Origin of the sequence: Microbacterium sp. NPDC080005 (assembly GCF_040702445.1) — a bacterium.
GTDB classification, from domain to species: Bacteria; Actinomycetota; Actinomycetes; order Actinomycetales; family Microbacteriaceae; genus Microbacterium; species Microbacterium oleivorans_D.
Genome location: NZ_JBFBLD010000001.1, coordinates 1,226,828 through 1,249,526, shown reverse-complemented (window position 1 = coordinate 1,249,526; position 22,699 = coordinate 1,226,828). Strand labels below are relative to the sequence as shown.

Here is a 22,699-nt window from a genome sequence, read left to right as displayed (position 1 = left end):
TCAGAACGTGCTACTGTCGATCCTCGGTTGCGAAACCGAAATCCCCGAGGAAACGACGGGAAAAACTCTGCGCGGGTGGCGGAATAGGTAGACGCGCTAGCTTGAGGTGCTAGTGCCCGAATAGGGCGTGGGGGTTCAAGTCCCCCCTCGCGCACAGAGTCGAAATGGGTCCCGAGAGGGGCCCATTTCTCGTCTCCGCGGTCGGCGGTGACGCCGGATCGAACGGGTAGCGTGGGCGGCATGACCGCTCCCGACGATCTGCCCGAGGTTGCGCGCGTCGCGCGCGATCTGATCCGTTTCGACACGACGAACTACGGCGAAGGTCGCGCGAAGGGCGAGCGCGAGGCGGCCGAGTACGTCGGTGCCCACCTCGAGTCGCTCGGCCTGACCCCGGAGTACTACGAGCCGGTCCCGCGTCGGACGAACGTCACGGCACGGGTGCCGGGGCGTGACCCCGACAAGCCTGCGCTCATCCTCCACGGGCACCTCGACGTCGTCCCGGCCGTCGCGGACGACTGGAGCGTCGATCCCTTCGAGGGTGTCGTCAAGGACGGGATGCTGTGGGGTCGTGGCGCCGTCGACATGAAGGACATGGACGCCATGATCCTGACCTCCGTGGGCGACCTGCTGCGGGCGGGGGAGCAGCCCGAACGAGACCTCATCCTGACCTTCTTCGCCGACGAGGAGAACGGCGGCGTCGAGGGATCGCAGCTCGTGGTCCGCGATCGAGCGGAGTGGTTCACCGGCGCGACCGAGGCGATCAGCGAGGTCGGCGGCTACTCGATCGCTGTGGGCGATGAGCGCGCCTACCTGCTGCAGGTGGGCGAGAAGGCGCTGATCTGGATCCGGCTGCATGCGACCGGTCAGGCGGGGCACGGCAGTCGGCACCACCCCGACAACGCCGTCACGCGTCTGGCCGAGGCGGTCTCCGCCCTCGGCCGCACCGGGTGGCCGATCGAGCTCACCTCGACGACCCGGCAGCTCGTCGGCTCGCTCGCCGACCTGTCGGGGACCCTGGCCGACGACCCGGACGCCGTCGCCGACACGGCGGGCGCGGCATCCGCCTTCCTGCGCTCCACCTTCCGGACCACCACGAACCCCACCGGACTGACCGCCGGGTACAAGCACAACGTGATTCCGGATGCCGCGACTGCCGCGATCGACATCCGCACCCTCCCGGGACACGAGGATCAGGTGCTCGCGCAGGTGCAGCGCATCGTCGGCGACGACATCCGCATCGAGGTCGTCCACCGCGACATCGGCCTCGAAGTCCCCTTCTCCGGCGATCTCGTGGATGCGATGGTCGGCGCGCTGGGCCGGCATGATCCCGGGATCCCGGTCATCCCGTACCTTATGGGTGGAGGGACCGACAACAAGGCCCTTGCCGAGCTCGGCATCGCCGGGTTCGGGTTCGCACCGCTGCGGCTGCCCACCGATCTCGACTTCACGGGGATGTTCCACGGTGTCGATGAGCGCGTTCCGATCGATGCGCTGGTCTTCGGGCAGCGGGTGCTCACCGACCTGATCCGCTCGTACTGAAAGGCCGCGCATGTCGATCCTCGAGGCCATCATCCTGGGCATCGTCCAGGGACTGACGGAGTTCCTGCCGATCTCGTCGAGCGCTCACCTGCGCATCGTGGGCGAATTCCTGCCGTCGGCCGAGGACCCGGGTGCGACCTTCACCGCCATCACGCAGATCGGCACCGAGCTGGCGGTGCTCGTGTACTTCTGGAGCCGCATCACGCGGATCATCGCCGCGTGGGCGAAGTCGCTGACCGGTGCGGTGCCGCGCACCGACCCGGACGCCCGCATGGGATGGATCGTCATCATCGGCACGATCCCGATCGGTGTGCTCGGCTTCCTGTTCCAGGACGTGATCCGCGACACGTTCCGCAACCTCTGGCTCGTCGCTGTGGTCCTCATCGTGTTCGGGCTCATCCTCGGCGCCGCCGACGCTCTGGGCACGCGCGTGCGCACCGAGAAGGACCTCACGATGGGGCACGGCCTCGCCCTCGGCTTCGCGCAGGCCCTCGCGCTCATCCCCGGTGTCTCGCGTTCGGGTGCGACCACGACGGCCGGTCTCGCCCTCGGCTACACGCGGCCCGCGGCTGCGGAGGTCGCGTTCCTCCTTGCGGTGCCGGCTGTCTTCGGCAGCGGCCTGTACGAGCTGCTCCAGGCCATCCGCGAACCGGGGGAGTCCCCGTTCACCCTCGTCGAGACGGGTGTCGCGACGGTCGTGTCGTTCGGCGTCGGTCTCGCGGTCATCGCGTACCTCATGCGCTACCTGAAGCGCGGCAGCTTCTTGCCGTTCGTGCTCTACCGCGTCGTGCTGGGCGTCGTCCTGATCATCCTGCTCGCCACCGGGGTGCTGCAGGCGTACTGAGTCGGCTCAGCGGCGGGGGTCGTCCTTCGGCCCGCGCGGTCCGTCGCCCCGGCGGCGCAGGTAGCGCTCGAACTCCTGCGCGATGGCGTCGCCCGACGCCTCGGGGGAGTCCCACGCGTCACGTGTGGTCTCGAGCTGGCGGATGTACTCCGTCATCTCCTCGTCGTCCGCCGCCGCCGCGTCGATGGACGCCTCCCAGGCGAGCGCATCGGCCGGCAGCGTGCCGCGCGAGATCGTCGCGCCGGTGATCTCTTCGACCTTGTCCAGCAGGGCGAGCGTCGCTTTGGGGGACGGCGTGTGGCCGCCGACGTAGTGCGGGATGCTCGCCCAGAGACCGGCGGAGGGGATGCCGGCTGCGTCACCGGCCGCGGCAAGGGCCGACAGGATGCCCACCGGACCTTCATAGGTGGAGCGCTCGAGCCCCAGCGTGGAGCGGAGCTCCTCGTTCTCGGAACCGGCGAAGACGGAGATGGGGCGGGTGTGAGGGACGTCGCTCATCATCGAGCCGAGGGCGACGATCCCCGTGATGTCCTCCCGCAGTGCCGCGTCGACGACCTCGGCCGCGAACGCCTGCCAGGCGCGTGCGGGCTCGGTGCCGGTGAGCAGCCACAGGTCGGGTCCGTCTTCGCGCGGCGCGATCGGGCGCCAGAGCGTCGCCTCCGGCCAGACCAGGCGACGGGCGCCGTCGGCATCGATCTGCATCTGCGGTCGGGTGTACTGATAGTCGAAGTACAGCTCCGGATCGACACCGAAGGCCTTCTCGTACGTGCCCGACGAGCGCAGCTGCGCGACCGCAGCAGTCGCGGCCTCTCCGGCGTCGTTCCAGCCGTCGACGGCGATCACGAGCACCCGCTGTCCCAGTCCCTGCACGGACGTCCTCTCTGTCGGTACCCCCACGATACGCCGACCGCCGCGGGGCGGGCGGAACCCCTCGCATAGCATTGACCGGTGACTTCCCCCCTTCCCGCCGCGGTCCTCTGGGACATGGACGGCACCCTCGTCGACACCGAGCCCTACTGGATGGCCGCCGAGACCCCGCTCGTCGAGCGCTTCGGCGGCACCTGGACGCATGAGGATGGCCTGGCGATGGTGGGCATGGGGCTCGCGGACGCCGCGCGTGTCCTGCAGGCCGCCGGTGTCCGCCTCGAGGTCGACGAGATCGTCGCCCACCTGACCGATGAGGTCATGCGCCGGCTGCGGGAGGACGGAGTGCCCTTCCGCCCCGGCGCCCGTGAACTGCTCCGAGCCTTGCGGGAGTCGGGCGTCCCGACGGCACTGGTGACGATGTCCATGAGTCGGATGGCGAAGGTGATCACGGAGCTCATCGACTTCGACGCCTTCGACGTCGTGATCGGCGGTGACGAGGTCACCCACCCGAAGCCGCACCCCGCCCCGTATCTGCAGGCGTGCGCCGCCCTGGGCGTCGACCCGGCGGACACGGTCGCCTTCGAGGACTCCGTCACCGGCACGACGTCCGCGGTCGCTGCCGGGACGGTGACCGTCGGCATCCCGCACATGGTCCCTCTCGACGGCGTCGGCGCGCACGAGCTGTGGCCGACCCTCGACGGGCGGACGGTCGCGGATGTCGCCGATGTGCTCGAGCGCGTCCGTCGGGGGGTGGACGCGTGAGCGACGACCTGCGCCCGAGCGGCCCGTTCCGGCTGGGGGACCGTGTGCAGCTGACCGGTCCCAAGGGTCGCATGCACACCGTCACGCTCCGGGAGGGCGGCGAGCTCCACACCCATCACGGCGTGCTGCGCCACGAGTCGATCATCGGCCAGCCCGACGGCTCGGTCGTCGTGAACAGCGGCGGCCACGAATACTTGGCGCTGCGTCCGCTCCTGCGCGACTTCGTCATGTCGATGCCGCGCGGCGCCGCGATCGTCTACCCGAAGGATGCCGCGCAGATCCTCGCCTCCGCCGACATCTTCCCCGGCGCCACCGTCGTGGAGGCGGGCGTCGGGTCGGGAGCGCTGTCGCTGTGGCTGCTGCGCGCGATCGGCCCCTCCGGCCGCTTGCTGTCGTTCGAGCGCCGTGAGGAGTTCTCCGACGTGGCCGAGGCCAACGTGGAGACCTTCCTCGGCCACTATCCGGACGCGTGGCGCGTCGTCGTCGGAGATCTCGCGGAGGAGCTGCCCCAGGTCGCCGAACCCGGGACCGTCGACCGCGTCGTCCTCGACATGCTCGCGCCGTGGGAGTGCATCGATGTCGTCGCCGAGGCGCTCACGCCCGGCGGCGTCGTGCTCTGCTACATCGCGACGGCGACGCAGCTCAGCCGCGTCGCGGAGTACATCCGCCACTCGGGGCTGTTCACCGAGCCCGAGGCGACCGAGACGATGGTGCGCGGATGGCACGTCGAGGGACTCGCCGTGCGACCCGACCACCGGATGGTCGCCCACACCGGCTTCCTGCTCACCGCCCGTCGCCTCGCCCCCGGTGCGATGCCCCCGGATGTGCGCAAGCGCGCATTGAAGAAGCCGTCCTACGCCGACGCGGACGTCGAGGCCTGGACCCCCGGTGCGGTCGGCGATCGCGAGATCACGGACAAGAACCTCCGCAAACGCGTGCGCGACGCGCAGCGTGCCGTGGAGGGGGCCCGACAGGCTGCCGAGGACCGCTCCGGCGAGACCGTAGACTGATCGAATGCGTCAGATCCCCGCTGCCGTGGCCGTTATCGGCCTGACCGCCCTGGCCCTCGTGGGCTGCGCCCCCACCGGCCCCGCCGACAGCGGCTGCGAGCGCGTCACCGTCCCGGCCTCGTCGCTCGACCTCGTGAACGTCACGGATGCCGAGCCGGCGCCGACGGCGACCACGACCGATCCGGTCTACGTCACCCGCACCTCCTTCACGGACGTCGCGACGGGATCGGGCACCCCGATCACCACGAGCACGCAGGACGTACAGCTCGGCATCACCCTCCTGGACGGCGCGACCGGGCAGCAGGTCCTGTCGGCTCCCACACGCGTGGTCCAGGTGAGCGTGCTCGAGCAGACCTTCCCGACCATCCTGGACGTCCTCGACTGCGCGCGTCCCGGTTCGCGCATCGTGTCGGCCATCCCCGCCAAGGATCTGAGCCCGGACCTCGTGAGCCAGATCGGCCTGTCCGAGTCGGAGGCCGCGGTCGTCGTCATCGACGTCAACACCGTCTTCCTCCCGGCGGCGAACGGTGTGCCGCAGTACGTCGACGGCAGCAACATCCCCACCGTCGTCCTCGCCCCCGACGGCACCCCGGGCATCATCGTCCCGGATGCGGTCGCGCCGGACGACCTCATCATCAAGACCCTGAAGAAGGGCGAGGGCGAGAAGCTCACAGCCGACTCGACGCCGCGCGTCAACTACACCGGCGTGCTCTGGAACTCCGGAGAGGTGTTCGATTCCACGTGGGAGAAGGGGTCCCCGACGACGCTGTCGCTCGACGGTGTCGTCCCCGGCTTCCAGAAGGCGCTGGAGGGTCAGACCGTGGGTTCGCAGGTGCTGGCGGTCATCCCGCCGGACCAGGCCTACGGTGATCAGGCCTCGGGCGCGGTGCCCGCGAACTCGACCCTCGTCTTCGTGATCGACATCCTCGGGATCGACACGAGCGACGACGCCACGACCTCGACACAGTGAGCCTGCGCGGGGCCATCGAGCGGTCCCGCGCCTAGGATTGCCGTGTGCCCACCGATCCGATCCGCAGCGCGCCCGAGGAGCGTCTTGTCAACCTCGTCGTCGCGTTGCTCGCCACGGAGCAGGGGCTGACGAAGGACACGATCCTGTCGTCCGTCTCCGGCTATCGCGAGCAGGGCGCGGCCGGTGCGTCGAAGGACGCACTCGAGAAGATGTTCGAACGCGACAAGGACAGCCTGCGTTCACTCGGCGTCCCCATCGAGACGATCGGCGACTACGCCGATCCGGATGACCTCCGGGAAGCGCGCTATCGGATCCCGACCGCGGAGTACTCGCTGCCGGTCGACATCGACTTCACGCCGGCGGAGATCGCCGTGCTGAATCTGGCCGGCGGCGTGTGGGGCGAGAGCTCGATGTCTGTCTCGGCGCGCAGCGGCCTCCGCAAGATCCAGGCGCTCGGCATCGACGTCGACGCTCCCATCATCGGGTACGCGCCGCGCATCAGTCTGCGTGAGCCGTCGTTCACTCCGCTGCAGCGCGCGATCGAGCAGGGCCGGGTCGTCGAGTTCGACTACATCAAGGGCGGGTCGGATGCCGCTCACCGACGTCGCGTGCAGCCGTGGGCGCTCGTCGAGTACGAGGGTCGATGGCACGTGTACGGCTTCGACCTCCTGCAGGACGCCGAGCGCACCTTCCTCCTGTCGCGCATCTCGTCGGACGTCGTCGTGACCCGCACATCCTTCGACCTGTCCCTGCGCGACGGTGCCGGCGACAAGGCGATCGCGGGACTCGAGGCCGTCGCGGAGCGACAGCGCGCCCTCGTCCAGGTGGAGCCGGGCACCGAAGCTGCGCTGCGACTGAACCGTCGCGCGGTCTCGGCCGACGCGAGCGGATGCCGGGTGCCCTACGTCGATGCACAGATCTTCGCCGATGAGCTCGCCTCCTACGGCCCCGAGGTCCGCGTGATCGAGCCCACCGAGCTGGTGGAGCTGGTCGTGGCGCGCCTGCGGCGGGCAGCCGATCTCCACGCGGGGGTCGCCGGATGAGCGCGCAGCCGCTGGTCGCCACCGACCGCGCGTCCCTGATCCTGCAGCTCGTGCCGTATCTGATCTCGAAGGGCGAGGTCACGGTCGAGGATGCCGCGAGGGACTTCGATGTCGTGCCGGACGAGATGCGGTCGATGGTCGAGAAGCTGACGGTGATCGGCCTCCCCGGTGACGGCGGCTTCTGGCAGATGGCGAACGACCTGTTCGACATCGACTGGGATCTGCTCGACGAGCAGGACACCATCTCGATCACCAACGCGGTGGCGCTCGAGCGCACGCCCCGGTTGACGGCTCGTGAGGCGGCCGCGCTGCTGGCCGGACTCCAGCTCGCGGCGAGCCTTCCCGGCGTGGGTGACAGCGGCGTCGTGCAGGGGCTGCTCGCCAAACTCGCCGCCGGTGCCGCCAGTGCGCCGGCGGAGGTCATCGTCGCGACCCCCGTGGTCGACGACGTCCGGACGACGGTGGCCGATGCCGTCCAGCGCGGTGTCGCGGTGTCGTTCGCGTACCGCGCACCGGACGCCCCTGTCACGACGCGCACGGTCGACCCCGTGAAGGTCCACATCGCCGACGGGCAGTGGTACCTGCAGGGGTGGTGCCATCTGCGGGAGGCCGTGCGTACCTTCCACCTCGACCGGGTCTCCGACGTGGTGCTCACCGACATCCCGAGCACGCACGGCTCGGACGCGCTGCCCGGTCTGTTCGAGCCGTCCGACACCGATGTGATCGTCGAACTCCGCTGCCGCAAGGACGTCGTCCCGCTGCTCGGCGAGTTCGCTGCGCGAGCGGCGGTCCGAGGCAAGGGCGACCACCGCACGGTGGGTCTGCGCGTGGGCGACGAGCGCAGCCTGAAGCGGCTCGCCGCCCGCCTCGGCGGGGATGTCGAGATCCTCTCGCCGGCCACCGCGCGCGAGGCAGCCCGGGCCTGGGCGGAGGCGGGGCTCGCCCAGTACTCCTGAGGGCCGGCTGCGTCACCGGCGGTTAGACTGGAACCACTTCAACCCCGAGGAGCTTTCATGGGCGGTCTGCAGGGCTGGCATCTCATCGTCGTTCTGGCGGTGATCCTTCTTCTGTTCGGTGCGGCGAAACTGCCGGCGCTGGCGAAGAGCGTCGGTCAGTCGGCGCGTGTCTTCAAGGGCGAGATGAAGGCGATGAAGGAGGAGGACGGGCCGGCCGAGACGCCGACCCACCAGCCCCCGCAGGCTCCTTCCTCCGTCACCGGGCTGACGCCGCCACCGGCGCAGGGCCCATCGCAGGGCCCCACGCCCTGATTCGGTGACGACGACCGATCGGGACGCCGCGCGAGACGACGCCCCCTACCGGGACAAGCGGATGTCGCTCGGCGACCATCTGCGCGAGTTCCGCAAACGGCTGCTGATCGCCGCCGCGGCGCTCGTCGCGGGCATGATCGTCTCGTTCATCCTGACCGACGGGATCATCTGGGCGATGACGGAGCCCATCCGCATCGTCGCCGAGCGTCGCGGCGACGAGGATGCCGTCACCCTCATGTTCGCGACCGTGACATCCGCCTTCGACCTCCGCATCCGCATCTCCTTCGCCGTCGGCCTGCTCATCTCGGCGCCCGTCTGGCTGTGGCAGATCTGGGCCTTCCTCATGCCCGGGCTGACGCGGAAGGAAGTCCGCTACACCATCGGGTTCGTCGCCGCCGCGGTGCCGCTCTTCTTCGCAGGGACCTTCACGGGTTGGCTGATCCTTCCGCATCTCGTCGAGCTGATGGCCGGCTTCACACCCGTCGGTGCCTCCAACTTCTACGACGCGAAGTACTACTACGACTTCGTCTTCAAGCTCCTCCTCGTCGTGGGCGTCGCGTACGTCACACCCGTGTTCCTCGTGGCGCTGAACCTCGCCGGCGTCATGACCGGCCGCGAGATCATCAAGGGCTGGCGCGTCGCCATCGTCATCGCGACGGTGTTCGCCGGCGCCGCGACACCTGCCGCCGACGTCGTCAGCATGCTCATCCTCGCCGGGATCCTCACGGTCCTCTTCTTCGCCGCCGCGGGCCTGTCGATGCTCTTCGATCGCCGAAAGCGCAAGCGCGACCAGGCGCTCCTCGGTCGGGCCGCATGACGGACCCCTCGGCGCGCTACGCACGCGCGCAGGCCTCGCGCCGGCATCCGATCTCCGCCTCCTTCGCCGCGTTGCAGCGGTTCGAGCTCGACCCGTTCCAGATCGAGGGCTGTCACGCGCTCGAGGAGGGGCGGAGTGTGCTCGTCGCCGCCCCCACCGGTGCGGGCAAGACCATCGTCGGCGAGTTCGCGATCCACCTCGCGATGCGCGAGCCGGGCGACAAGGCCTTCTACACGACGCCGATGAAGGCGCTGTCGAACCAGAAGTTCCGCGAGCTGCAGGAGGTTTACGGCGAGGGCGAGGTGGGGCTTCTCACCGGCGACACCAACATCAACGGGAACGCCCGCGTGGTCGTCATGACCACCGAGGTGCTCCGGAACATGCTGTACGCCGACTCGCCGGCGCTGCGCGGACTGCGCTACGTCGTCATGGACGAGGTGCACTACCTCGCCGACCGGTTCCGGGGTCCGGTGTGGGAAGAGGTCATCCTCCACCTGCCGCCCGCCGTGCGGCTGGTCTCGCTGTCGGCGACCGTCTCCAATGCGGAGGAGTTCGGCGATTGGCTCGACACGGTCCGCGGCGACACCGCGGTGATCGTCTCCGAGACCCGCCCGGTCCCGCTGGAGCAGCACGTCCTCGTGCGCGGGGACCTCCTGCCGCTGTTCGACGACCGCGCCGGGGTGGCGACCGCCCAGGTGAACCAGGAGCTCACCCGCATCCGCTCGCCCAAGGGCGCGCTCTACGAGAACAACCGTCGGGCGATGGAGTACCGCTCGCGCGGTGACCAGGAGAGGCGTCGCCCGCATCGTGGCGGTAAGCGGCCGGTCCGGCCGTCGACCGCGATGCGGATCGAGCGGATGGACCGCCCGCAGGTCGTCGAGCTCCTCGGCCGGTCGAATCTGCTGCCGGCGATCTTCTTCATCTTCAGCCGGGTCGGCTGCGACGCCGCGGTGCAGCAGGTGCGCCGCGCGGGAGTGCGACTGACGGACACCGCCGAGCGCGACGAGATCCGCTGGATCATCGACGAGCGCATGCGTCCGTTGCAGGACGAGGACCTGGGTGTGCTCGGGTACTGGGAGTGGCGCGACAACCTCGAGCGCGGCATCGCGTCCCACCACGCGGGGCTCCTGCCCGCCTTCAAGGAGGTCGTCGAGGAGCTCTTCCAGCGCAAGCTCGTGAAGGTCGTCTTCGCGACCGAGACGCTGGCGCTCGGGATCAACATGCCCGCCCGTACGGTCGTGCTCGAGAAGCTCGAGAAGTTCAACGGCGAGGCGCGTGTCGCGATCACCTCGGGGGAGTACACGCAGCTGACCGGTCGCGCGGGACGGCGCGGCATCGACGTCGAGGGCCATGCGGTCGTGCAGTGGACCGAGTCGCTCGACCCGCAGGCGGTGGCGGCGCTGGCGTCCCGCCGCACGTACCCGCTCAACTCGAGCTTCCGCCCGACGTACAACATGGCGGTCAACCTCATCGACCAGTTCGGACGTCCGCGTGCGCGGGAGATCCTCGAATCCTCGTTCGCGCAGTTCCAGGCCGATCGCGCCGTCGTGGGCCTCGCCCGTCAGGTGAAGGAGGCCGAGGCATCCCTCGCCGGCTACGAGAAGGCGATGACGTGCGAGCTCGGCGACTTCGCCGAGTACTCCGGCATCCGTCGCGATCTCAGCGACGCCGAGAAGCTCAACCGGGCGGACCGGACGGCGCCGGCCCGCATCCGCCAGCAACGGCAGAACGAGATCCAGTCGCTGCGACGTCGGATGCAGCGGCACCCCTGTCACAGCTGCCCGGATCGCGAGGATCACGCGCGCTGGGCGGAGCGGTACTGGAAGCTCCGCCGGCGCACCGACCGGACGCGCCGTGACATCGAGACCCGCACCGGCACCGTCGCGCGGATCTTCGACCGCATCATCGACGTGCTCGCCGAGCTCGACTACGTCGCGCTGGACGACGGCGCCGCATCCCTGACGGCGGCCGGCCGCACGATGCGTCGCATCTACGGTGAGCGGGATCTCCTGGTGGCGGAGTCGCTGCGCCGCGGACTGTGGCGGGACCTCGACCCGGCCGGGCTCGCAGCCCTCGCGTGCTGCCTCGTCTACGAGCCGCGCCGCGACGAGGCGGGGGAGTACCGGCTGCCCCGCGGGCCTTTCCGTGAGGCTCTCACCAAGACGCAGGACCTCTGGAGCCGACTCGACGACCTCGAGCAGGAGCATCATCTGCCCGGCACGGAGGCGATCGCGACAGGTCTCGCGCAGGCGATGAACTCGTGGGCCCGCGGTGCGTCGCTGGACGTCGTCCTCACCGAGGCCGACATGGCGGCGGGCGACTTCGTCCGCTGGGCGAAGCAGACGATCGACCTGCTCGACCAGTTGTCGATCGTGGCGGATGCCGGTGTCGCAACGACCGCGCGTAAGGCGCTGGACGCCGTGCGGCGCGGCATCGTGGCCTACAGCTCGGTGTGACGCGAGGCGTCTCGTGGAGGGGATGACGGGAATCGAACCCGCGTAATCAGTTTGGAAGACTGAGGCTCTACCATTGAGCTACATCCCCGTCGGCGCTGCGATGAGCGCCTCGACGAGTGTACCCGACATGGTCGGCTAGACTGACCAACGGCCGTTTTTCGGCGCTCGCCAGCGTGCGCGCCCGGGGCGTAGCTCAGCTTGGTAGAGCGCCCGCTTTGGGAGCGGGAGGCCGCAGGTTCAAATCCTGTCGCCCCGACCAACGGCCCCACGAACCCAGATCACCGAACGGACGCGCGTGTTCGCGGCCGGACAAGGAGAACGACAGGCATGGTCACCAGCACCGTCGAGCAGCTCACCCCCACCCGGGTGAAGCTCCACATCACGGTCACCCCGGAGGAGCTCAAGCCGAGCATCTCCCACGCATACGAGCACATCGCGCAGGACGTGCAGATCCCCGGCTTCCGCAAGGGCAAGGTCCCGGCGCCGATCATCGACCAGCGCATCGGCCGTGAGGCCGTGCTCGAGCACGCCGTGAGCGAGGGCCTCGACGCGTTCTACCGCGAAGCCGTCACCGCGAACGAGGTCCGCATCGTCGGCCGCCCGGCCGCCGAGATCGTCGAGTGGCCGAGCACGAAGGACTTCTCCGGCGACCTCAAGGTCGAGGTCGAGGTGGACGTCCGCCCCGAGTTCGAGCTGCCGTCCTACGACGACATCACCATCGAGGTCGACGCCGTCGAGACCGATGAGGCCGCGGTCGACGCCGAGCTCGACAAGCTGCGCAGCCGTTTCGGCACGCTCGTCACGGTCGACCGTCCCGCCAAGGCCGGCGACTTCGTCGAGCTGGACCTCGTCGCCACCATCGAGGGCAACGAGATCGACCGCGCGGAGGGCGTTTCCTACGAGGTCGGCTCCGGCGAGCTCCTCGAGGGCATCGACGAGGCCGTCGAGTCCCTCACCGCCGGTGAGGACACCACGTTCCGTTCGAAGCTCGTCGGCGGCGACCACGCCGGTGAAGAGGCCGAGGTCGCCGTGACCGTCAAGGCCGTCAAGGAGCGCGAGCTGCCCGAGGCCGATGACGACTTCGCACAGGTCGCCTCCGAGTTCGACACCATCGCCGAACTCCGCGAGAGCCTCGTCGAGCGCGTCTCGGAGCAGGCCGTGTTCACGCAGGGCTCCGCCGCGCGCGACAAGCTCGTCGAGGCCCTCATCGAGAAGGCCGACATCCCCGTGCCGGCGAAGCTCGTCGAGGACGAGGTCCACGCCCACCTCGAGGGTGAGGGCCGTCTCGAGGACGACGTGCACCGCGCCGAGGTCACCGAGGCCAGCGAGAAGCAGTTCCGCACCCAGATGATCCTCGACAAGATCGCCGAGAAGCACGAGGTGCAGGTCTCCCAGGAGGAGCTCACGCAGTACCTCATCCAGTCGTCGGCGCAGTACGGCATGTCGCCGCAGGACTTCGTCAACGCGCTGCAGGAGGGCAACCAGATCCCCCTCATGGTCGGCGAGGTCGCGCGCAACAAGGCCCTCGCGGTCGCGCTCGGCAAGGTCAACGTCGTCGACACCAACGGCAAGAAGGTCGACCTGGCCGGCTTCGCCGCCGAGGAGGACGAGACCGCCGACGAGGCTGCGGACGAGAAGCCGGCCGCCGAGAAGGCGCCCGCGAAGAAGGCTCCCGCGAAGAAGCCCGCTGCGAAGAAGGCGGATGCCGACGAGGCTGCGGACGAGAAGCCGGCCGCCAAGAAGGCTCCCGCGAAGAAGCCCGCCGCCAAGAAGGCCGACGCGGAGTCCGCCGAGGCTCCCGCGAAGAAGGCTCCGGCCAAGCGCGCGACCAAGAAGGCCGCCGACAGCGAGTGACCGCTTCGAAGGGCGGCGGGTGCCTCACGGCCCTGCCGTCCTTCGGCGTTTCCGGACGCCGAGAACGACGGATGCCCACGCCGGTATGCCCACGGCGAACACGGGCGAGGCGCTCGGAGCACGCCACTAGATTCGAAGCACGAACACGAATCCAGGAGAGCATCCATGGCTGAACCCCTTATGGCGACCAGTGTCTTCGACCGGCTGCTGAAGGACCGAATCATCTGGCTCGGTTCCGAGGTGCGCGACGAGAACGCGAACGAGATCTGCGCCAAGATCCTGCTGCTCGCGGCCGAGGATTCCGAGAAGGACATCTACCTCTACATCAACTCGCCCGGCGGGTCGATCACCGCCGGCATGGCGATCTACGACACGATGCAGTTCGTTCCGAACGACATCGTCACCGTGGGCATCGGGATGGCCGCCTCCATGGGCCAGCTCCTGCTGACGAGCGGCACCAAGGGCAAGCGCTACATCACGCCCAACGCCCGCGTGCTCCTGCACCAGCCCCACGGTGGTTTCGGCGGTACGGCCAGCGACATCCAGACCCAGGCGCAGCTGATCATCTCGATGAAGAACCGGCTCGCGGAGATCACCTCCGCCCAGACCGGCAAGTCCGTCGAGCAGATCAACGCCGACGGCGACCGCGACCGCTGGTTCACGGCCGAGGAGGCCCTCGAGTACGGCTTCGTCGACCACATCCGCGAACACGCCGCCGACGTCACCGGCGGCGGCGGGACCGAGAACTGAACGACCGGAGGACGAAGAGAATGAACACCCCCACTTTCGGTCGCCCGCAGGGCGTCGCGATGCCCTCGAGCCGCTACATCCTGCCGCAGTTCGAAGAGCGCACCGCCTACGGCTACAAGCGTCAGGACCCGTACAACAAGCTGTTCGAGGATCGCGTCATCTTCCTCGGCGTCCAGGTCGACGACGCGTCCGCCGACGATGTCATGGCGCAGCTGCTGGTCCTGGAGTCCATGGACCCCGACCGCGACATCATCATGTACATCAACTCGCCCGGTGGCTCGTTCACCGCCATGACGGCGATCTACGACACCATGCAGTACATCTCGCCCCAGGTGTCGACGGTCGTCCTCGGGCAGGCTGCTTCGGCGGCGTCCGTGCTCCTGGCCGCAGGTGCCACTGGCAAGCGTCTCGCGCTGCCGAACGCCCGCATCCTCATGCACCAGCCCGCCGTCGGCGAGTCCGGTCACGGTCAGGCGTCGGACATCGAGATCCAGGCGGCGGAGATCCTCCGTATGCGCACCTGGCTCGAGGAGACGATGGCACGGCACACGAACCGCACCGTCGAGCAGGTGAACAAGGACATCGATCGCGACAAGATCCTGTCCGCGCAGGAGGCCCTGGAGTACGGCATCGTCGACCAGGTGCTGACCTCGCGCAAGCGCACGCCGGCCGCCATCACGGCGTGATGCCCGCACGCGACGCCCCGCCGATCCGTCGGCGGGGCGTCGTCGTCCACACTCGTGTCGCAATCCGCCCCGTGCCCGGATCTGCGATTAGGCTCATCTCCACCGGCACGAAATCCTGAGGGGGACACCATGGCACGCATCGGTGAGAGCGCCGACCTGTTCAAGTGTTCCTTCTGCGGCAAAAGCCAGAAGCAGGTCCAGCAGCTGATCGCCGGTCCCGGCGTCTACATCTGCGACGAGTGCGTCGAACTCTGCAACGAGATCATCGAAGAGCGCATGGCCGAGTCCGGTGACGGCGAGGTCAAGGACTTCGATCTCCCCAAGCCGCGGGAGATCTTCAGCTTCCTCGAGGAGTACGTCGTCGGGCAGGACCCCGCGAAACGCGCGCTGTCGGTCGCCGTCTACAACCACTACAAGCGCGTCCGTGCCCGCAGCACGATCCAGTCCGCCGAGCAGCGGGCCGACGAGGTCGAGATCGCCAAGAGCAACATCCTGCTGCTGGGACCGACCGGATGCGGCAAGACCTACCTCGCGCAGACGCTCGCGAAGCGCCTCAACGTCCCGTTCGCCGTGGCGGATGCGACGGCTCTCACCGAGGCCGGCTACGTCGGCGAGGACGTCGAGAACATCCTGCTGAAGCTCCTGCAGGCGGCGGACTTCGACGTCAAGCGCGCCGAGACGGGCATCATCTACATCGACGAGGTCGACAAGATCGCCCGCAAGGCGGAGAACCCCTCGATCACGCGCGACGTCTCCGGCGAGGGCGTCCAGCAGGCGCTGCTGAAGATTCTCGAGGGCACCGTCGCCTCGGTCCCGCCGCAGGGCGGCCGCAAGCACCCGCACCAGGAGTTCATCCAGATCGACACGACGAACGTCCTGTTCATCGTGGCCGGTGCCTTCGCGGGTCTCGAGGACATCATCTCGTCGCGCGTCGGCAAGCACGGTGTCGGCTTCGGTGCCCCGCTGCAGGACAAGGAGCAGGAGCAGGACGTGTTCCGCGACGTCCTGCCCGAGGACCTGCACAAGTTCGGTCTGATCCCCGAGTTCATCGGCCGCCTCCCCGTCGTGACGACGGTGTCCCCGCTCGACCAGACGGCGCTCATCGAGATCCTGACTGGACCCAAGAACGCCTTCGTGAAGCAGTACCAGCGCATGTTCGAGCTGGACGGTGTCGAGCTCGAGTTCGAGGATGACGCGCTCCGCGCCGTAGCCGACCTCGCCGTCGCGCGCAAGACGGGTGCCCGTGGCCTGCGCGCGATCCTCGAGGACGTGCTCGGGCCGATCATGTTCGAGATCCCCTCCGCAGAGGACGTCGACAAGGTGGTCGTCACCCGTGCCGCCGTCGAGGACGGCGCGCCGCCCACCTTGGTGCTGCGTCAGAAGCGCAAGAGCGCCTGACACGCGCCGATGTCGTAAGCGGCGAGTAGCGTGCCCGGCATGGGACGCATCCTCTTCGACACCGCCACGTCAGCCAACGGGTTCATCGCCGACGAGAACAACTCGCTCTCATGGCTGTTCGCGGTCGAGAACGGTCAGACGCCGGACGACTCCTTGCTGCCCTCCGGCGCTACGGTGCTCGTCGAAGGCTCGACGACCTACGAGTGGGTGCTCGCTGAGTCCGACATCCTGGCGCACCCCGACCGCTGGGCGGAGTTCCACGGAGACCGCCCCACGTTCGTCTTCACCACCCGGAAACTGCCGAAGCCTGCGGGCGCCGACATTCGCTTCGTGCAGGGGGATGTCGCATCCGCCCTGCCGGAGATCCGTGCCGCGGCCGGTGACGGCGATGTGTGGATCGTGGGCGGGGGAGATCTCGCGGGCCAGTTCCTCGACATCGGCGCGCTCGACGAGATCGCCGTCTCGGTGGCGCCCGTCTTCCTGGCCGGAGGTGCGCCCCTGCTGCCGCGCCGTGTCGAATCCGACCGCCTGCGGCTCGTATCGGCCGAGGCGGTCGGACAGTTCGCGCGGCTGATCTACAGCGTCCGGCCGACGAGCGAGTGACTCCGCTCAGCCGGTGAGACCACGGCGCTCGAGCAGCGGCTCGATCCGCGCATCGCGTCCGCGGAAGTCGCGGTAGGCCTCCAACGGATCCTTCGAGCCACCGACCCCGAGCAGACGCTCACGGAACCGGTCGCCGTTCGCGCGCGTCAGCCCGCCGTTCTCGCGGAACCATTCCACCGTGTCGGCGTCGAGGACCTCGCTCCAGATGTAGGAGTAGTAGCCGGCGCTGTATCCACCCGAGAAGACGTGCGCGAAGTACGTGGACGAGTACCGGGTCGGCACGGCCGGGTTGTCGAGGCCGATGTCGGCGAGGGCGGTCGCCTCGAAGGCGTCGACGTCGATCTCGGACGCCGTGTCCTCGACGTCGAGGCTGTGCCACGCCTGGTCGAGCCACGAAGCCGCCAGATACTCGCTCGTGGCGAATCCCTGGTTGAAGGCCTCCGACTCCCGCAACTTCGCCACGACCTCTTCGGGCAGCGGCTCGTCGGTGTCGATGTGACGGGCATAGGCGGCGAGGATCTCCGGCCAGAAGATCCACATCTCGTTGACCTGGCTGGGGAACTCGACGAAGTCGCGGAACACGGCGGTGCCGGCGAAGTGCGGGTACGTGACCGTTGCGAACAGTCCGTGCAGCGCATGGCCGAACTCGTGGAAGAGCGTGGTGACCTCGTCGAGCGTCAGGAGGGTCGGGCTGCCGGGCGCGGGCTGCGGCACGTTGAGGTTGTTCACGACGATCGGAGCCGTGCCGCGCAGGGCCGACTGCGACTGGATCGAGTTCATCCACGCTCCGCCGCGCTTGGAGTCGCGCGTGTAGAGGTCGAGGATGTAGAGCCCGAGGTGTGAGCCGTCCTCGTTCCGCACCTCGAACACGCGCGCCTCGGGGTGATACGCAGGCAGGTCCGGGCGCTCCGTGAAGGTGATGCCGTAGAGGTCCGTCGCCGCGCGGAAGACGCCGTCGACGAGCACCCGCTCCGCCTCGAACCACGGGCGCAGGGCCGTCCGGTCGAGGTCGTAGAGCGCGGCGCGGACGCGCTCGGTGTAGAACGCCCAGTCGTGGGCCGCGAGCGGGAACCCGTCGCCGTCGCCGTCGATGATGTCCTGAAGGGCCGCCTGCTCCTGACGCGCGTTCGCCGCGGCCGGGACGGCGAGGCGGCGCAACAGCGCGTGGACCGCCTCGGGCGAGCCTGCCGTCTCGTCGGCGGTGACGTACGCCGCGTGTGAGTCGTACCCGAGCACGCGGGCGCGCTCGGCGCGGAGACGGACGATCTCGGTCAGGACCGCGCGGTTGTCGTTCTCGTTCCCTCGACGGCCACGCGAGCGCGAGGCGGTCATGAGCTTCTCGCGGCTGGCCCGGGAGGTGAGCGACGACAGATAGGGATGCCCCGTGAACAGCGTCAGCGTCACCACGAACTTCCCGTCGAGCCCGCGATCGGCTGCGTTCCGGGCTGCGGCGGACAACTCGCCGTCGGTGAGGCCGTTCAGTTCTGCGGCGTCCTCGAAGACCACAGCGAGGTCGTTGGTGTCGGCGAGGAGGTTCTTCTCGAAGGTGGTCGTCAGCACGGACAGCTGCTGGTTGAGCTCGGTGAGCACGGTCTTGTCAGCCACATCGAGGCCGGCCCCGGCGTTCGTCATCTCGCGGTACGTGCGCTCGACGAGATAGCGGTCCTCCCCGTCGAGCCCGAGGTCGTCCAGCTGCGCGTGGACGGCAGCGACCCGAGCGTAGAGACCGGCGTCGAGCGTCACGGCATCCTGGTGCGCGGACATCAGAGGAGCGAGCCTCTCGTCGATCTCCTGGATGTCGACCGTCGCGTCGGCGGAGCTGACCGTGTAGAACGTGCGCGCCACGCGCCCCAGCAGCTCGCCCGAGCGCTCGAGGGCGACGAGCGTGTTCTGGAATGTCGGCATCTCGGTCGAGGTCGCGATCGCTTCGACCTCGGCGCGGTGAGCGGCGAACGCCTCGCGGAAGGCGGGAAGGTAGTGCTCCGGGCGGATGCGGGGATAGTCCGGCAGCTCGAATGCGAGGGGGGAGGGCGAAAGAAGCGGGTTGGCAGCGGCATCCGTCATCGTCCCAGCGTACGGCTCGGGCCGTTGTCAGACCGCAAAGGCCCTATTGCAAAGAAATGCTTGCAAACTTCTACTTGCAAAGATATCTTTGCATTATGAGCGGATCCGAGGACGTCAGAGAAGGGCGCAAGCTGGATGCCGGCGCTCTCCGAGCGCTGGCGCACCCGCTGCGCGTGCAGCTCTTTGACATCCTCTCCCAGTACGGGCCGCAGACCGCGAGCTCGCTTGCCGAGCGGACGGGGGAGTCGTCGGGCGCGACGAGCTACCACCTGCGTGCGCTGGCGAAGCAGGATCTCATCCGCGAGATCCCGGACCGCGGGTCGGCCCGCGAGCGCTGGTGGGAGCGCGCCGACAAGTCGGTGTCGTTCGACAGCCCCGAGGCGCTCACGTCGCCCGCGGTGCGTTCGGCGACCCAGCTCATCATGAACGAGTTCCTCGGGCGCCGTCACCAGCAGCTGATGCGGCACGTCAGCGAGGGCATCGCCTCGCCGGACGAGCACGACGAGTCCACCATGATCTCGACCGCCAACATCCACCTCACGCGCGCGCAGGCGAAGGACCTGATCGACCGCCTTTCGGCCGTCGTCTCCGAGGTCGTCGCCGGCGCTCGCGGGCACGAGGAGGATCCCGACCGCTCACCGTTCACCGTCCGGGTGGACGTGTTCGCACTTCCCGAGGACGGAGACGGACGATGACCACGATCACCATTCCGGTACTGGACGTCGCCGGTCGTCCGACCCGGCTCGAGGCGCTCCTCCTGGCCGCCTCCGCGTCGGTGCAGCGCGCCGTCGCAACGCGGATGATGCGCCGCGCCGAACAGGCCCTGGCGCAGTCAGCGGCCGACGAGCACGCCGAGCGCACGCGCGTCGACGTCGCCGCGCACCTCGCGCGTCACCCGCGCGCCTGAGCGTCCGTCAGGCCATGCCGTCGTCGTCGAGGTGACCGACGACGACCTCACCCTCGCGGTCGACGTGCACGACGACGCCCGTCTCGAGCTCCGCGACCGGGCGTCCCTCGAGCCAGGTCAGCGTCCACCGGGGACGGGGCTGACCGAGCGGATCCTGGTCGACGGCGGCGTCGACGGCCGCGATCTGCTCGCGCAGGATCTCGGGGACGGCGGTCGGCGGCTGCTCGCCGCTGGTCCATCGGGTACCGAGCTGCATGTCAGGCCTCCTGAGGGGTGAGGACGATGTCGCCGACCGACACGGTGTCGCCGGCCGCGTAGGAAACCTGCGCGATGCGGCCCACGGCGGCGAGGTCGCCCTCGGCCGAACGGATGGCGTCGAGGGCGGCATCCGGTCCCGTGATCGTGAGCGACTCCACCGGCGTCTTCTGCGAGGCCTTGGCCTCCGTCTTCGCGCGGCGCACACCGATGAGCGCTTCACCGACGGTGCGCAGCACGACCGGGTCGCCCTCGATGCCGAGCGGTGCGGGCCATTCGGCCGTGTGCACGGAACCCTCCTCGAACCAGGACCACGCCTCCTCGGCGGCGAACGACAGCACCGGGGCGAGCAGGCGCAGGAGCGTCGACAGGGCCATGCGCAACGCGAGCGCAGCCGAGGCCTGACCGGCGTCGGCCTGGTTGTACGCCCGCTCCTTCACGAGCTCGAGGTAGTCGTCGCAGAACGTCCAGAAGAACGCCTCCGTGATCTCGAGCGCCCGGGCGTGGTCGAAGGCGTCGAAGGCCTTCGTCGCGTCGCGCACCACCTGGTCGAGGGTGGCCAGCATCGACGCGTCCAGCGCGTGGGTGATGCGCGCTTCCTCGGGGACCGGGAAGGACAGCACGAACTTCGCGGCGTTGAGCACCTTGATCGCCAGGCGCCGACCGATCTTCACCTGCGTCGGGTTCTGCGGGTCGAACGCCGCGTCGGCGCCCAGGCGGCTGGAGGCCGCCCAGTAGCGGACGGCGTCCGTGCCGTGGGCGTCGAGGATGTCCGCCGGGGTCACGACGTTGCCCTTCGACTTCGACATCTTCTTGCGGTCGGGGTCGACGATGAAGCCCGAGATCGCGGCATCCGTCCACGGCGCGCGACCGTCCTCGAGCACCGAACGGACCATGGTCGAGAAGAGCCACGTGCGGATGATGTCCTGACCCTGCGGTCGCACGTCGAACGGCGCGACGAGGTTCCAGAGCTCCTCGTCGCGCTGCCACCCGCCGGCGAGCTGCGGCGTGAGCGACGAGGTCGCCCAGGTGTCGAAGATGTCGCGCTCGGCGTCGAAGCCGCCGGGCACACCGCGCTGCTCCTCGGTGTAGCCGTCGGGCACGTCGGTGGTGGGGTCGATCGGCAGGCGTGCGAGGTCGGGGGTCAGCACGCGGTCGTAGTCGCGCTCCCCGTTCTCATCGAGCGCGTACCAGACCGGGATCGGCACGCCGAAGAAGCGCTGGCGCGAGACGAGCCAGTCGCCGGTGAGCCCGTTCGTCCAGTTCTCGTACCGCACCCGCATGAAGTCGGGGTGCCAGCCCATGCTGCGACCCATCTCGATGAGCTTCTCGCGAAGGTCCGCATCCCGCGCGCCGTTGCGGAGGTACCACTGGCGCGTCGAGACGATCTCGAGGGGACGGTCGCCCTTCTCGTAGAACTTCACGGGGTGGGTGAACGGCTTCGACACCTCGAGCAGCTCGCCGGACTCCTGCAGCAGCTCGACGATGCGCTTCTTGGCACTGAACACGGTCTTGCCGGCGAGTTCCGCGTACGCCGCCGTAGCGGCATCCGTCTCGAGCACGTCGGGGGCCTCGTCGATGATCCGGCCGTCGCGGCCGAGGATCGTGCGGTTCGGCAGGTCGAGCTCGCGCCACCAGATGATGTCGGTCACGTCGCCGAAGGTGCAGATCATGGCGATGCCGGTGCCCTTGTCCTTGACCGCGAGCGGGTGGGCGAGCACGGGCACCTCGACGTCGAACAGCGGCGTGCGCACGGTGGATCCGAAGTAGGGCTGGTAGCGCTCGTCGTCCGGGTTCGCGACGAGGGCCACGCACGCGGGGAGAAGCTCGGGACGTGTCGTCTCGATGTGGATGTCGCCCGAGCCGTCGGACTTGTGGAACGCAACACGGTGATACGCGGCCTGCTGGTCGCGGTCCTCGAGCTCGGCCTGGGCGATCGCCGAGCGGAAGTCGATGTCCCACAGAGTCGGCGCCATGGCCTGGTAGGCCTCGCCGCGCTCGAGGTTCCGCAGGAACGCGAGCTGACTCGTGCGGATGGTGTCGTCCGAGATGGTGCGGTACGTCTGCGTCCAGTCCACCGACAGGCCGAGCTTGCGGAACAGGTCCTCGAACTGCTTCTCGTCCTCGAGCGTCAGCTCCTCGCAGAGCTCGATGAAGTTGCGACGGCTGATCGGCACCTGGTCGGCCGGCTTCAGGCTCTTCGCGTCACCGCGGAAGGGCGGCGTGAAATCGGGGTCGTAGGGGAGCGAGGTGTCGCAGCGCACACCGTAGTAGTTCTGCACGCGGCGTTCGGTGGGAAGCCCGTTGTCGTCCCATCCCATCGGGTAGAACACGGTCTTGCCCCGCATGCGCTCGTAGCGCACCTTCACGTCGGTGTGCGTGTAGCTGAACACATGCCCGATGTGGAGCGAGCCGGATGCCGTCGGGGGAGGAGTGTCGATCGAGAAGACGCCCGCGCGTCCCTTGGCCTTGGCCGCGTCGCGGTCGAACAGGTACGTGCCGGCGTCGGACCACGCGGCATCCCACTTCTGCTCGAGGCCTTCCAGGGCGGGCTTGTCGGGTATGTGCGCGTTCGTCATGGTGGTGCTCCTCGAGCGATATGTGCG

General features: G+C 69.0%; 20 protein-coding genes, 3 tRNA genes and 1 pseudogene. 19 read left to right on the top strand and 5 right to left on the bottom strand.

Annotation, left to right across the window (positions count from 1 at the left end; genetic code table 11):
- The first annotated feature begins 69 nt into the window (after positions 1–69).
- The 3 genes from AB0259_RS06085 (at position 70) to AB0259_RS06075 (ending at position 2,383) form a co-directional block, all read left to right on the top strand.
- Positions 70–154: transfer RNA gene (locus tag AB0259_RS06085), tRNA-Leu, on the top strand.
- A gap of 86 nt (positions 155–240) precedes the next feature.
- Positions 241–1,539, top strand: coding sequence for a M20/M25/M40 family metallo-hydrolase (locus AB0259_RS06080; protein WP_366220062.1), 1,299 nt, complete (start codon positions 241–243; stop codon positions 1,537–1,539).
- A 10-nt stretch (positions 1,540–1,549) separates the two neighbouring features.
- Positions 1,550–2,383, top strand: a complete 834-nt coding sequence (locus AB0259_RS06075) for an undecaprenyl-diphosphate phosphatase (RefSeq protein WP_251580578.1) — start codon at positions 1,550–1,552, stop codon at positions 2,381–2,383.
- 6 nt (positions 2,384–2,389) lie between these two features.
- On the opposite strand, the gene AB0259_RS06070 is transcribed toward AB0259_RS06075, so the two are convergent.
- A complete protein-coding gene (locus AB0259_RS06070) occupies positions 2,390–3,253 on the bottom strand; it encodes a PAC2 family protein (protein ID WP_251580579.1) in 864 nt (287 codons plus the stop codon).
- A 78-nt stretch (positions 3,254–3,331) separates the two neighbouring features.
- Between AB0259_RS06070 and AB0259_RS06065 the strand changes: the two genes are divergently transcribed.
- From AB0259_RS06065 to AB0259_RS06030, 8 genes are all read left to right on the top strand, one after another.
- Complete coding sequence (locus AB0259_RS06065) at positions 3,332–4,012, top strand: HAD family phosphatase (protein WP_251580580.1); 681 nt, start codon at positions 3,332–3,334, stop codon at positions 4,010–4,012.
- Entirely contained in the window at positions 4,009–5,022 is a 1,014-nt protein-coding gene (locus AB0259_RS06060) for a tRNA (adenine-N1)-methyltransferase (protein WP_251580581.1), read from the top strand. The genes AB0259_RS06065 and AB0259_RS06060 overlap by 4 nt, the downstream gene beginning before the upstream one ends.
- A gap of 4 nt (positions 5,023–5,026) precedes the next feature.
- A complete protein-coding gene (locus tag AB0259_RS06055) occupies positions 5,027–5,992 on the top strand; it encodes an FKBP-type peptidyl-prolyl cis-trans isomerase (protein WP_366220063.1) in 966 nt (321 codons plus the stop codon).
- 44 nt (positions 5,993–6,036) lie between these two features.
- Complete coding sequence (locus AB0259_RS06050; RefSeq protein WP_366220065.1) at positions 6,037–7,035, top strand: WYL domain-containing protein; 999 nt, start codon at positions 6,037–6,039, stop codon at positions 7,033–7,035.
- Positions 7,032–7,991, top strand: coding sequence for a WYL domain-containing protein (locus tag AB0259_RS06045; RefSeq protein ID WP_366220067.1), 960 nt, complete (start codon positions 7,032–7,034; stop codon positions 7,989–7,991). Before AB0259_RS06050 ends, AB0259_RS06045 begins: the two co-directional genes overlap by 4 nt.
- 57 nt (positions 7,992–8,048) lie before the next feature.
- Entirely contained in the window at positions 8,049–8,303 is a 255-nt protein-coding gene (tatA, locus tag AB0259_RS06040) for a Sec-independent protein translocase subunit TatA (protein WP_251580585.1), read from the top strand.
- Between the two features lie 61 nt (positions 8,304–8,364).
- Positions 8,365–9,120 (top strand): twin-arginine translocase subunit TatC, encoded by a 756-nt coding sequence (gene tatC, locus AB0259_RS06035; protein ID WP_251581251.1) that lies wholly within the window; start codon positions 8,365–8,367, stop codon positions 9,118–9,120.
- Positions 9,117–11,576 carry a DEAD/DEAH box helicase gene (locus AB0259_RS06030; protein ID WP_366220069.1) on the top strand — a complete coding sequence of 820 codons (2,460 nt, stop codon included), beginning with the start codon at positions 9,117–9,119 and terminating at the stop codon, positions 11,574–11,576. Before tatC ends, AB0259_RS06030 begins: the two co-directional genes overlap by 4 nt.
- Positions 11,577–11,590: 14 nt before the next feature.
- On the opposite strand, the gene AB0259_RS06025 is transcribed toward AB0259_RS06030, so the two are convergent.
- A tRNA-Gly gene (locus tag AB0259_RS06025) sits at positions 11,591–11,664 on the bottom strand.
- Between the two features lie 94 nt (positions 11,665–11,758).
- Here AB0259_RS06025 and AB0259_RS06020 point away from each other — a divergent pair.
- The 6 genes and pseudogenes from AB0259_RS06020 (at position 11,759) to AB0259_RS05995 (ending at position 16,867) form a co-directional block, all read left to right on the top strand.
- A tRNA-Pro gene (locus AB0259_RS06020) sits at positions 11,759–11,835 on the top strand.
- 68 nt (positions 11,836–11,903) lie between these two features.
- Positions 11,904–13,430: a trigger factor gene (gene tig, locus AB0259_RS06015; RefSeq protein WP_366220071.1), complete on the top strand. Its 1,527-nt coding sequence runs from the start codon at positions 11,904–11,906 to the stop codon at positions 13,428–13,430.
- Between the two features lie 153 nt (positions 13,431–13,583).
- Positions 13,584–14,180: pseudogene (locus AB0259_RS06010) on the top strand (ATP-dependent Clp protease proteolytic subunit); the annotation flags it as partial.
- A gap of 20 nt (positions 14,181–14,200) precedes the next feature.
- Positions 14,201–14,866, top strand: coding sequence for an ATP-dependent Clp protease proteolytic subunit (locus tag AB0259_RS06005; RefSeq protein ID WP_366220072.1), 666 nt, complete (start codon positions 14,201–14,203; stop codon positions 14,864–14,866).
- A gap of 129 nt (positions 14,867–14,995) precedes the next feature.
- Entirely contained in the window at positions 14,996–16,264 is a 1,269-nt protein-coding gene (gene clpX / locus AB0259_RS06000; RefSeq protein ID WP_251580590.1) for an ATP-dependent Clp protease ATP-binding subunit ClpX, read from the top strand.
- Positions 16,265–16,303: 39 nt separating this feature from the next.
- Positions 16,304–16,867, top strand: a complete 564-nt coding sequence (locus AB0259_RS05995; RefSeq protein WP_366220074.1) for a dihydrofolate reductase family protein — start codon at positions 16,304–16,306, stop codon at positions 16,865–16,867.
- Between the two features lie 6 nt (positions 16,868–16,873).
- Here the strand turns inward: AB0259_RS05995 and AB0259_RS05990 are convergent, their stop codons facing one another.
- Positions 16,874–18,931 carry a M3 family metallopeptidase gene (locus tag AB0259_RS05990; protein ID WP_366220076.1) on the bottom strand — a complete coding sequence of 686 codons (2,058 nt, stop codon included), beginning with the start codon at positions 18,929–18,931 and terminating at the stop codon, positions 16,874–16,876.
- Positions 18,932–19,026: 95 nt separating this feature from the next.
- Between AB0259_RS05990 and AB0259_RS05985 the strand changes: the two genes are divergently transcribed.
- On the top strand, positions 19,027–19,626 hold the full coding sequence (locus AB0259_RS05985; RefSeq protein WP_366220078.1) for a helix-turn-helix domain-containing protein: 600 nt from the start codon (positions 19,027–19,029) through the stop codon (positions 19,624–19,626).
- On the top strand, positions 19,623–19,838 hold the full coding sequence (locus AB0259_RS05980; RefSeq protein WP_366220080.1) for a hypothetical protein: 216 nt from the start codon (positions 19,623–19,625) through the stop codon (positions 19,836–19,838). The genes AB0259_RS05985 and AB0259_RS05980 overlap by 4 nt, the downstream gene beginning before the upstream one ends.
- 7 nt (positions 19,839–19,845) lie before the next feature.
- Here the strand turns inward: AB0259_RS05980 and AB0259_RS05975 are convergent, their stop codons facing one another.
- Positions 19,846–20,094, bottom strand: a complete 249-nt coding sequence (locus tag AB0259_RS05975) for a hypothetical protein (RefSeq protein WP_366220081.1) — start codon at positions 20,092–20,094, stop codon at positions 19,846–19,848.
- Position 20,095: 1 nt separating this feature from the next.
- Positions 20,096–22,672 carry a valine--tRNA ligase gene (valS, locus tag AB0259_RS05970; protein ID WP_366220083.1) on the bottom strand — a complete coding sequence of 859 codons (2,577 nt, stop codon included), beginning with the start codon at positions 22,670–22,672 and terminating at the stop codon, positions 20,096–20,098.
- Positions 22,673–22,699: the final 27 nt, after the last annotated feature.

What these genes read in the sequence shown, in the direction of transcription:
- AB0259_RS06080 (WP_366220062.1), top strand. Translation starts at nt 241, where the DNA reads ATGACCGCTCCCGACGATCTGCCCGAGGTTGCGCGCGTCGCGCGCGAT.
- AB0259_RS06075 (WP_251580578.1), top strand. Translation starts at nt 1,550, where the DNA reads ATGTCGATCCTCGAGGCCATCATCCTGGGCATCGTCCAGGGACTGACG.
- AB0259_RS06055 (WP_366220063.1), top strand. Translation starts at nt 5,027, where the DNA reads ATGCGTCAGATCCCCGCTGCCGTGGCCGTTATCGGCCTGACCGCCCTG.
- AB0259_RS06045 (WP_366220067.1), top strand. Translation starts at nt 7,032, where the DNA reads ATGAGCGCGCAGCCGCTGGTCGCCACCGACCGCGCGTCCCTGATCCTG.
- tatA (WP_251580585.1), top strand. Translation starts at nt 8,049, where the DNA reads ATGGGCGGTCTGCAGGGCTGGCATCTCATCGTCGTTCTGGCGGTGATC.
- tatC (WP_251581251.1), top strand. Translation starts at nt 8,365, where the DNA reads ATGTCGCTCGGCGACCATCTGCGCGAGTTCCGCAAACGGCTGCTGATC.
- AB0259_RS06030 (WP_366220069.1), top strand. Translation starts at nt 9,117, where the DNA reads ATGACGGACCCCTCGGCGCGCTACGCACGCGCGCAGGCCTCGCGCCGG.
- tig (WP_366220071.1), top strand. Translation starts at nt 11,904, where the DNA reads ATGGTCACCAGCACCGTCGAGCAGCTCACCCCCACCCGGGTGAAGCTC.
- AB0259_RS06005 (WP_366220072.1), top strand. Translation starts at nt 14,201, where the DNA reads ATGAACACCCCCACTTTCGGTCGCCCGCAGGGCGTCGCGATGCCCTCG.
- clpX (WP_251580590.1), top strand. Translation starts at nt 14,996, where the DNA reads ATGGCACGCATCGGTGAGAGCGCCGACCTGTTCAAGTGTTCCTTCTGC.
- AB0259_RS05995 (WP_366220074.1), top strand. Translation starts at nt 16,304, where the DNA reads ATGGGACGCATCCTCTTCGACACCGCCACGTCAGCCAACGGGTTCATC.
- AB0259_RS05990 (WP_366220076.1), bottom strand. Translation starts at nt 18,931, where the DNA reads ATGACGGATGCCGCTGCCAACCCGCTTCTTTCGCCCTCCCCCCTCGCA.
- AB0259_RS05985 (WP_366220078.1), top strand. Translation starts at nt 19,027, where the DNA reads ATGAGCGGATCCGAGGACGTCAGAGAAGGGCGCAAGCTGGATGCCGGC.
- AB0259_RS05980 (WP_366220080.1), top strand. Translation starts at nt 19,623, where the DNA reads ATGACCACGATCACCATTCCGGTACTGGACGTCGCCGGTCGTCCGACC.
- AB0259_RS05975 (WP_366220081.1), bottom strand. Translation starts at nt 20,094, where the DNA reads ATGCAGCTCGGTACCCGATGGACCAGCGGCGAGCAGCCGCCGACCGCC.
- valS (WP_366220083.1), bottom strand. Translation starts at nt 22,672, where the DNA reads ATGACGAACGCGCACATACCCGACAAGCCCGCCCTGGAAGGCCTCGAG.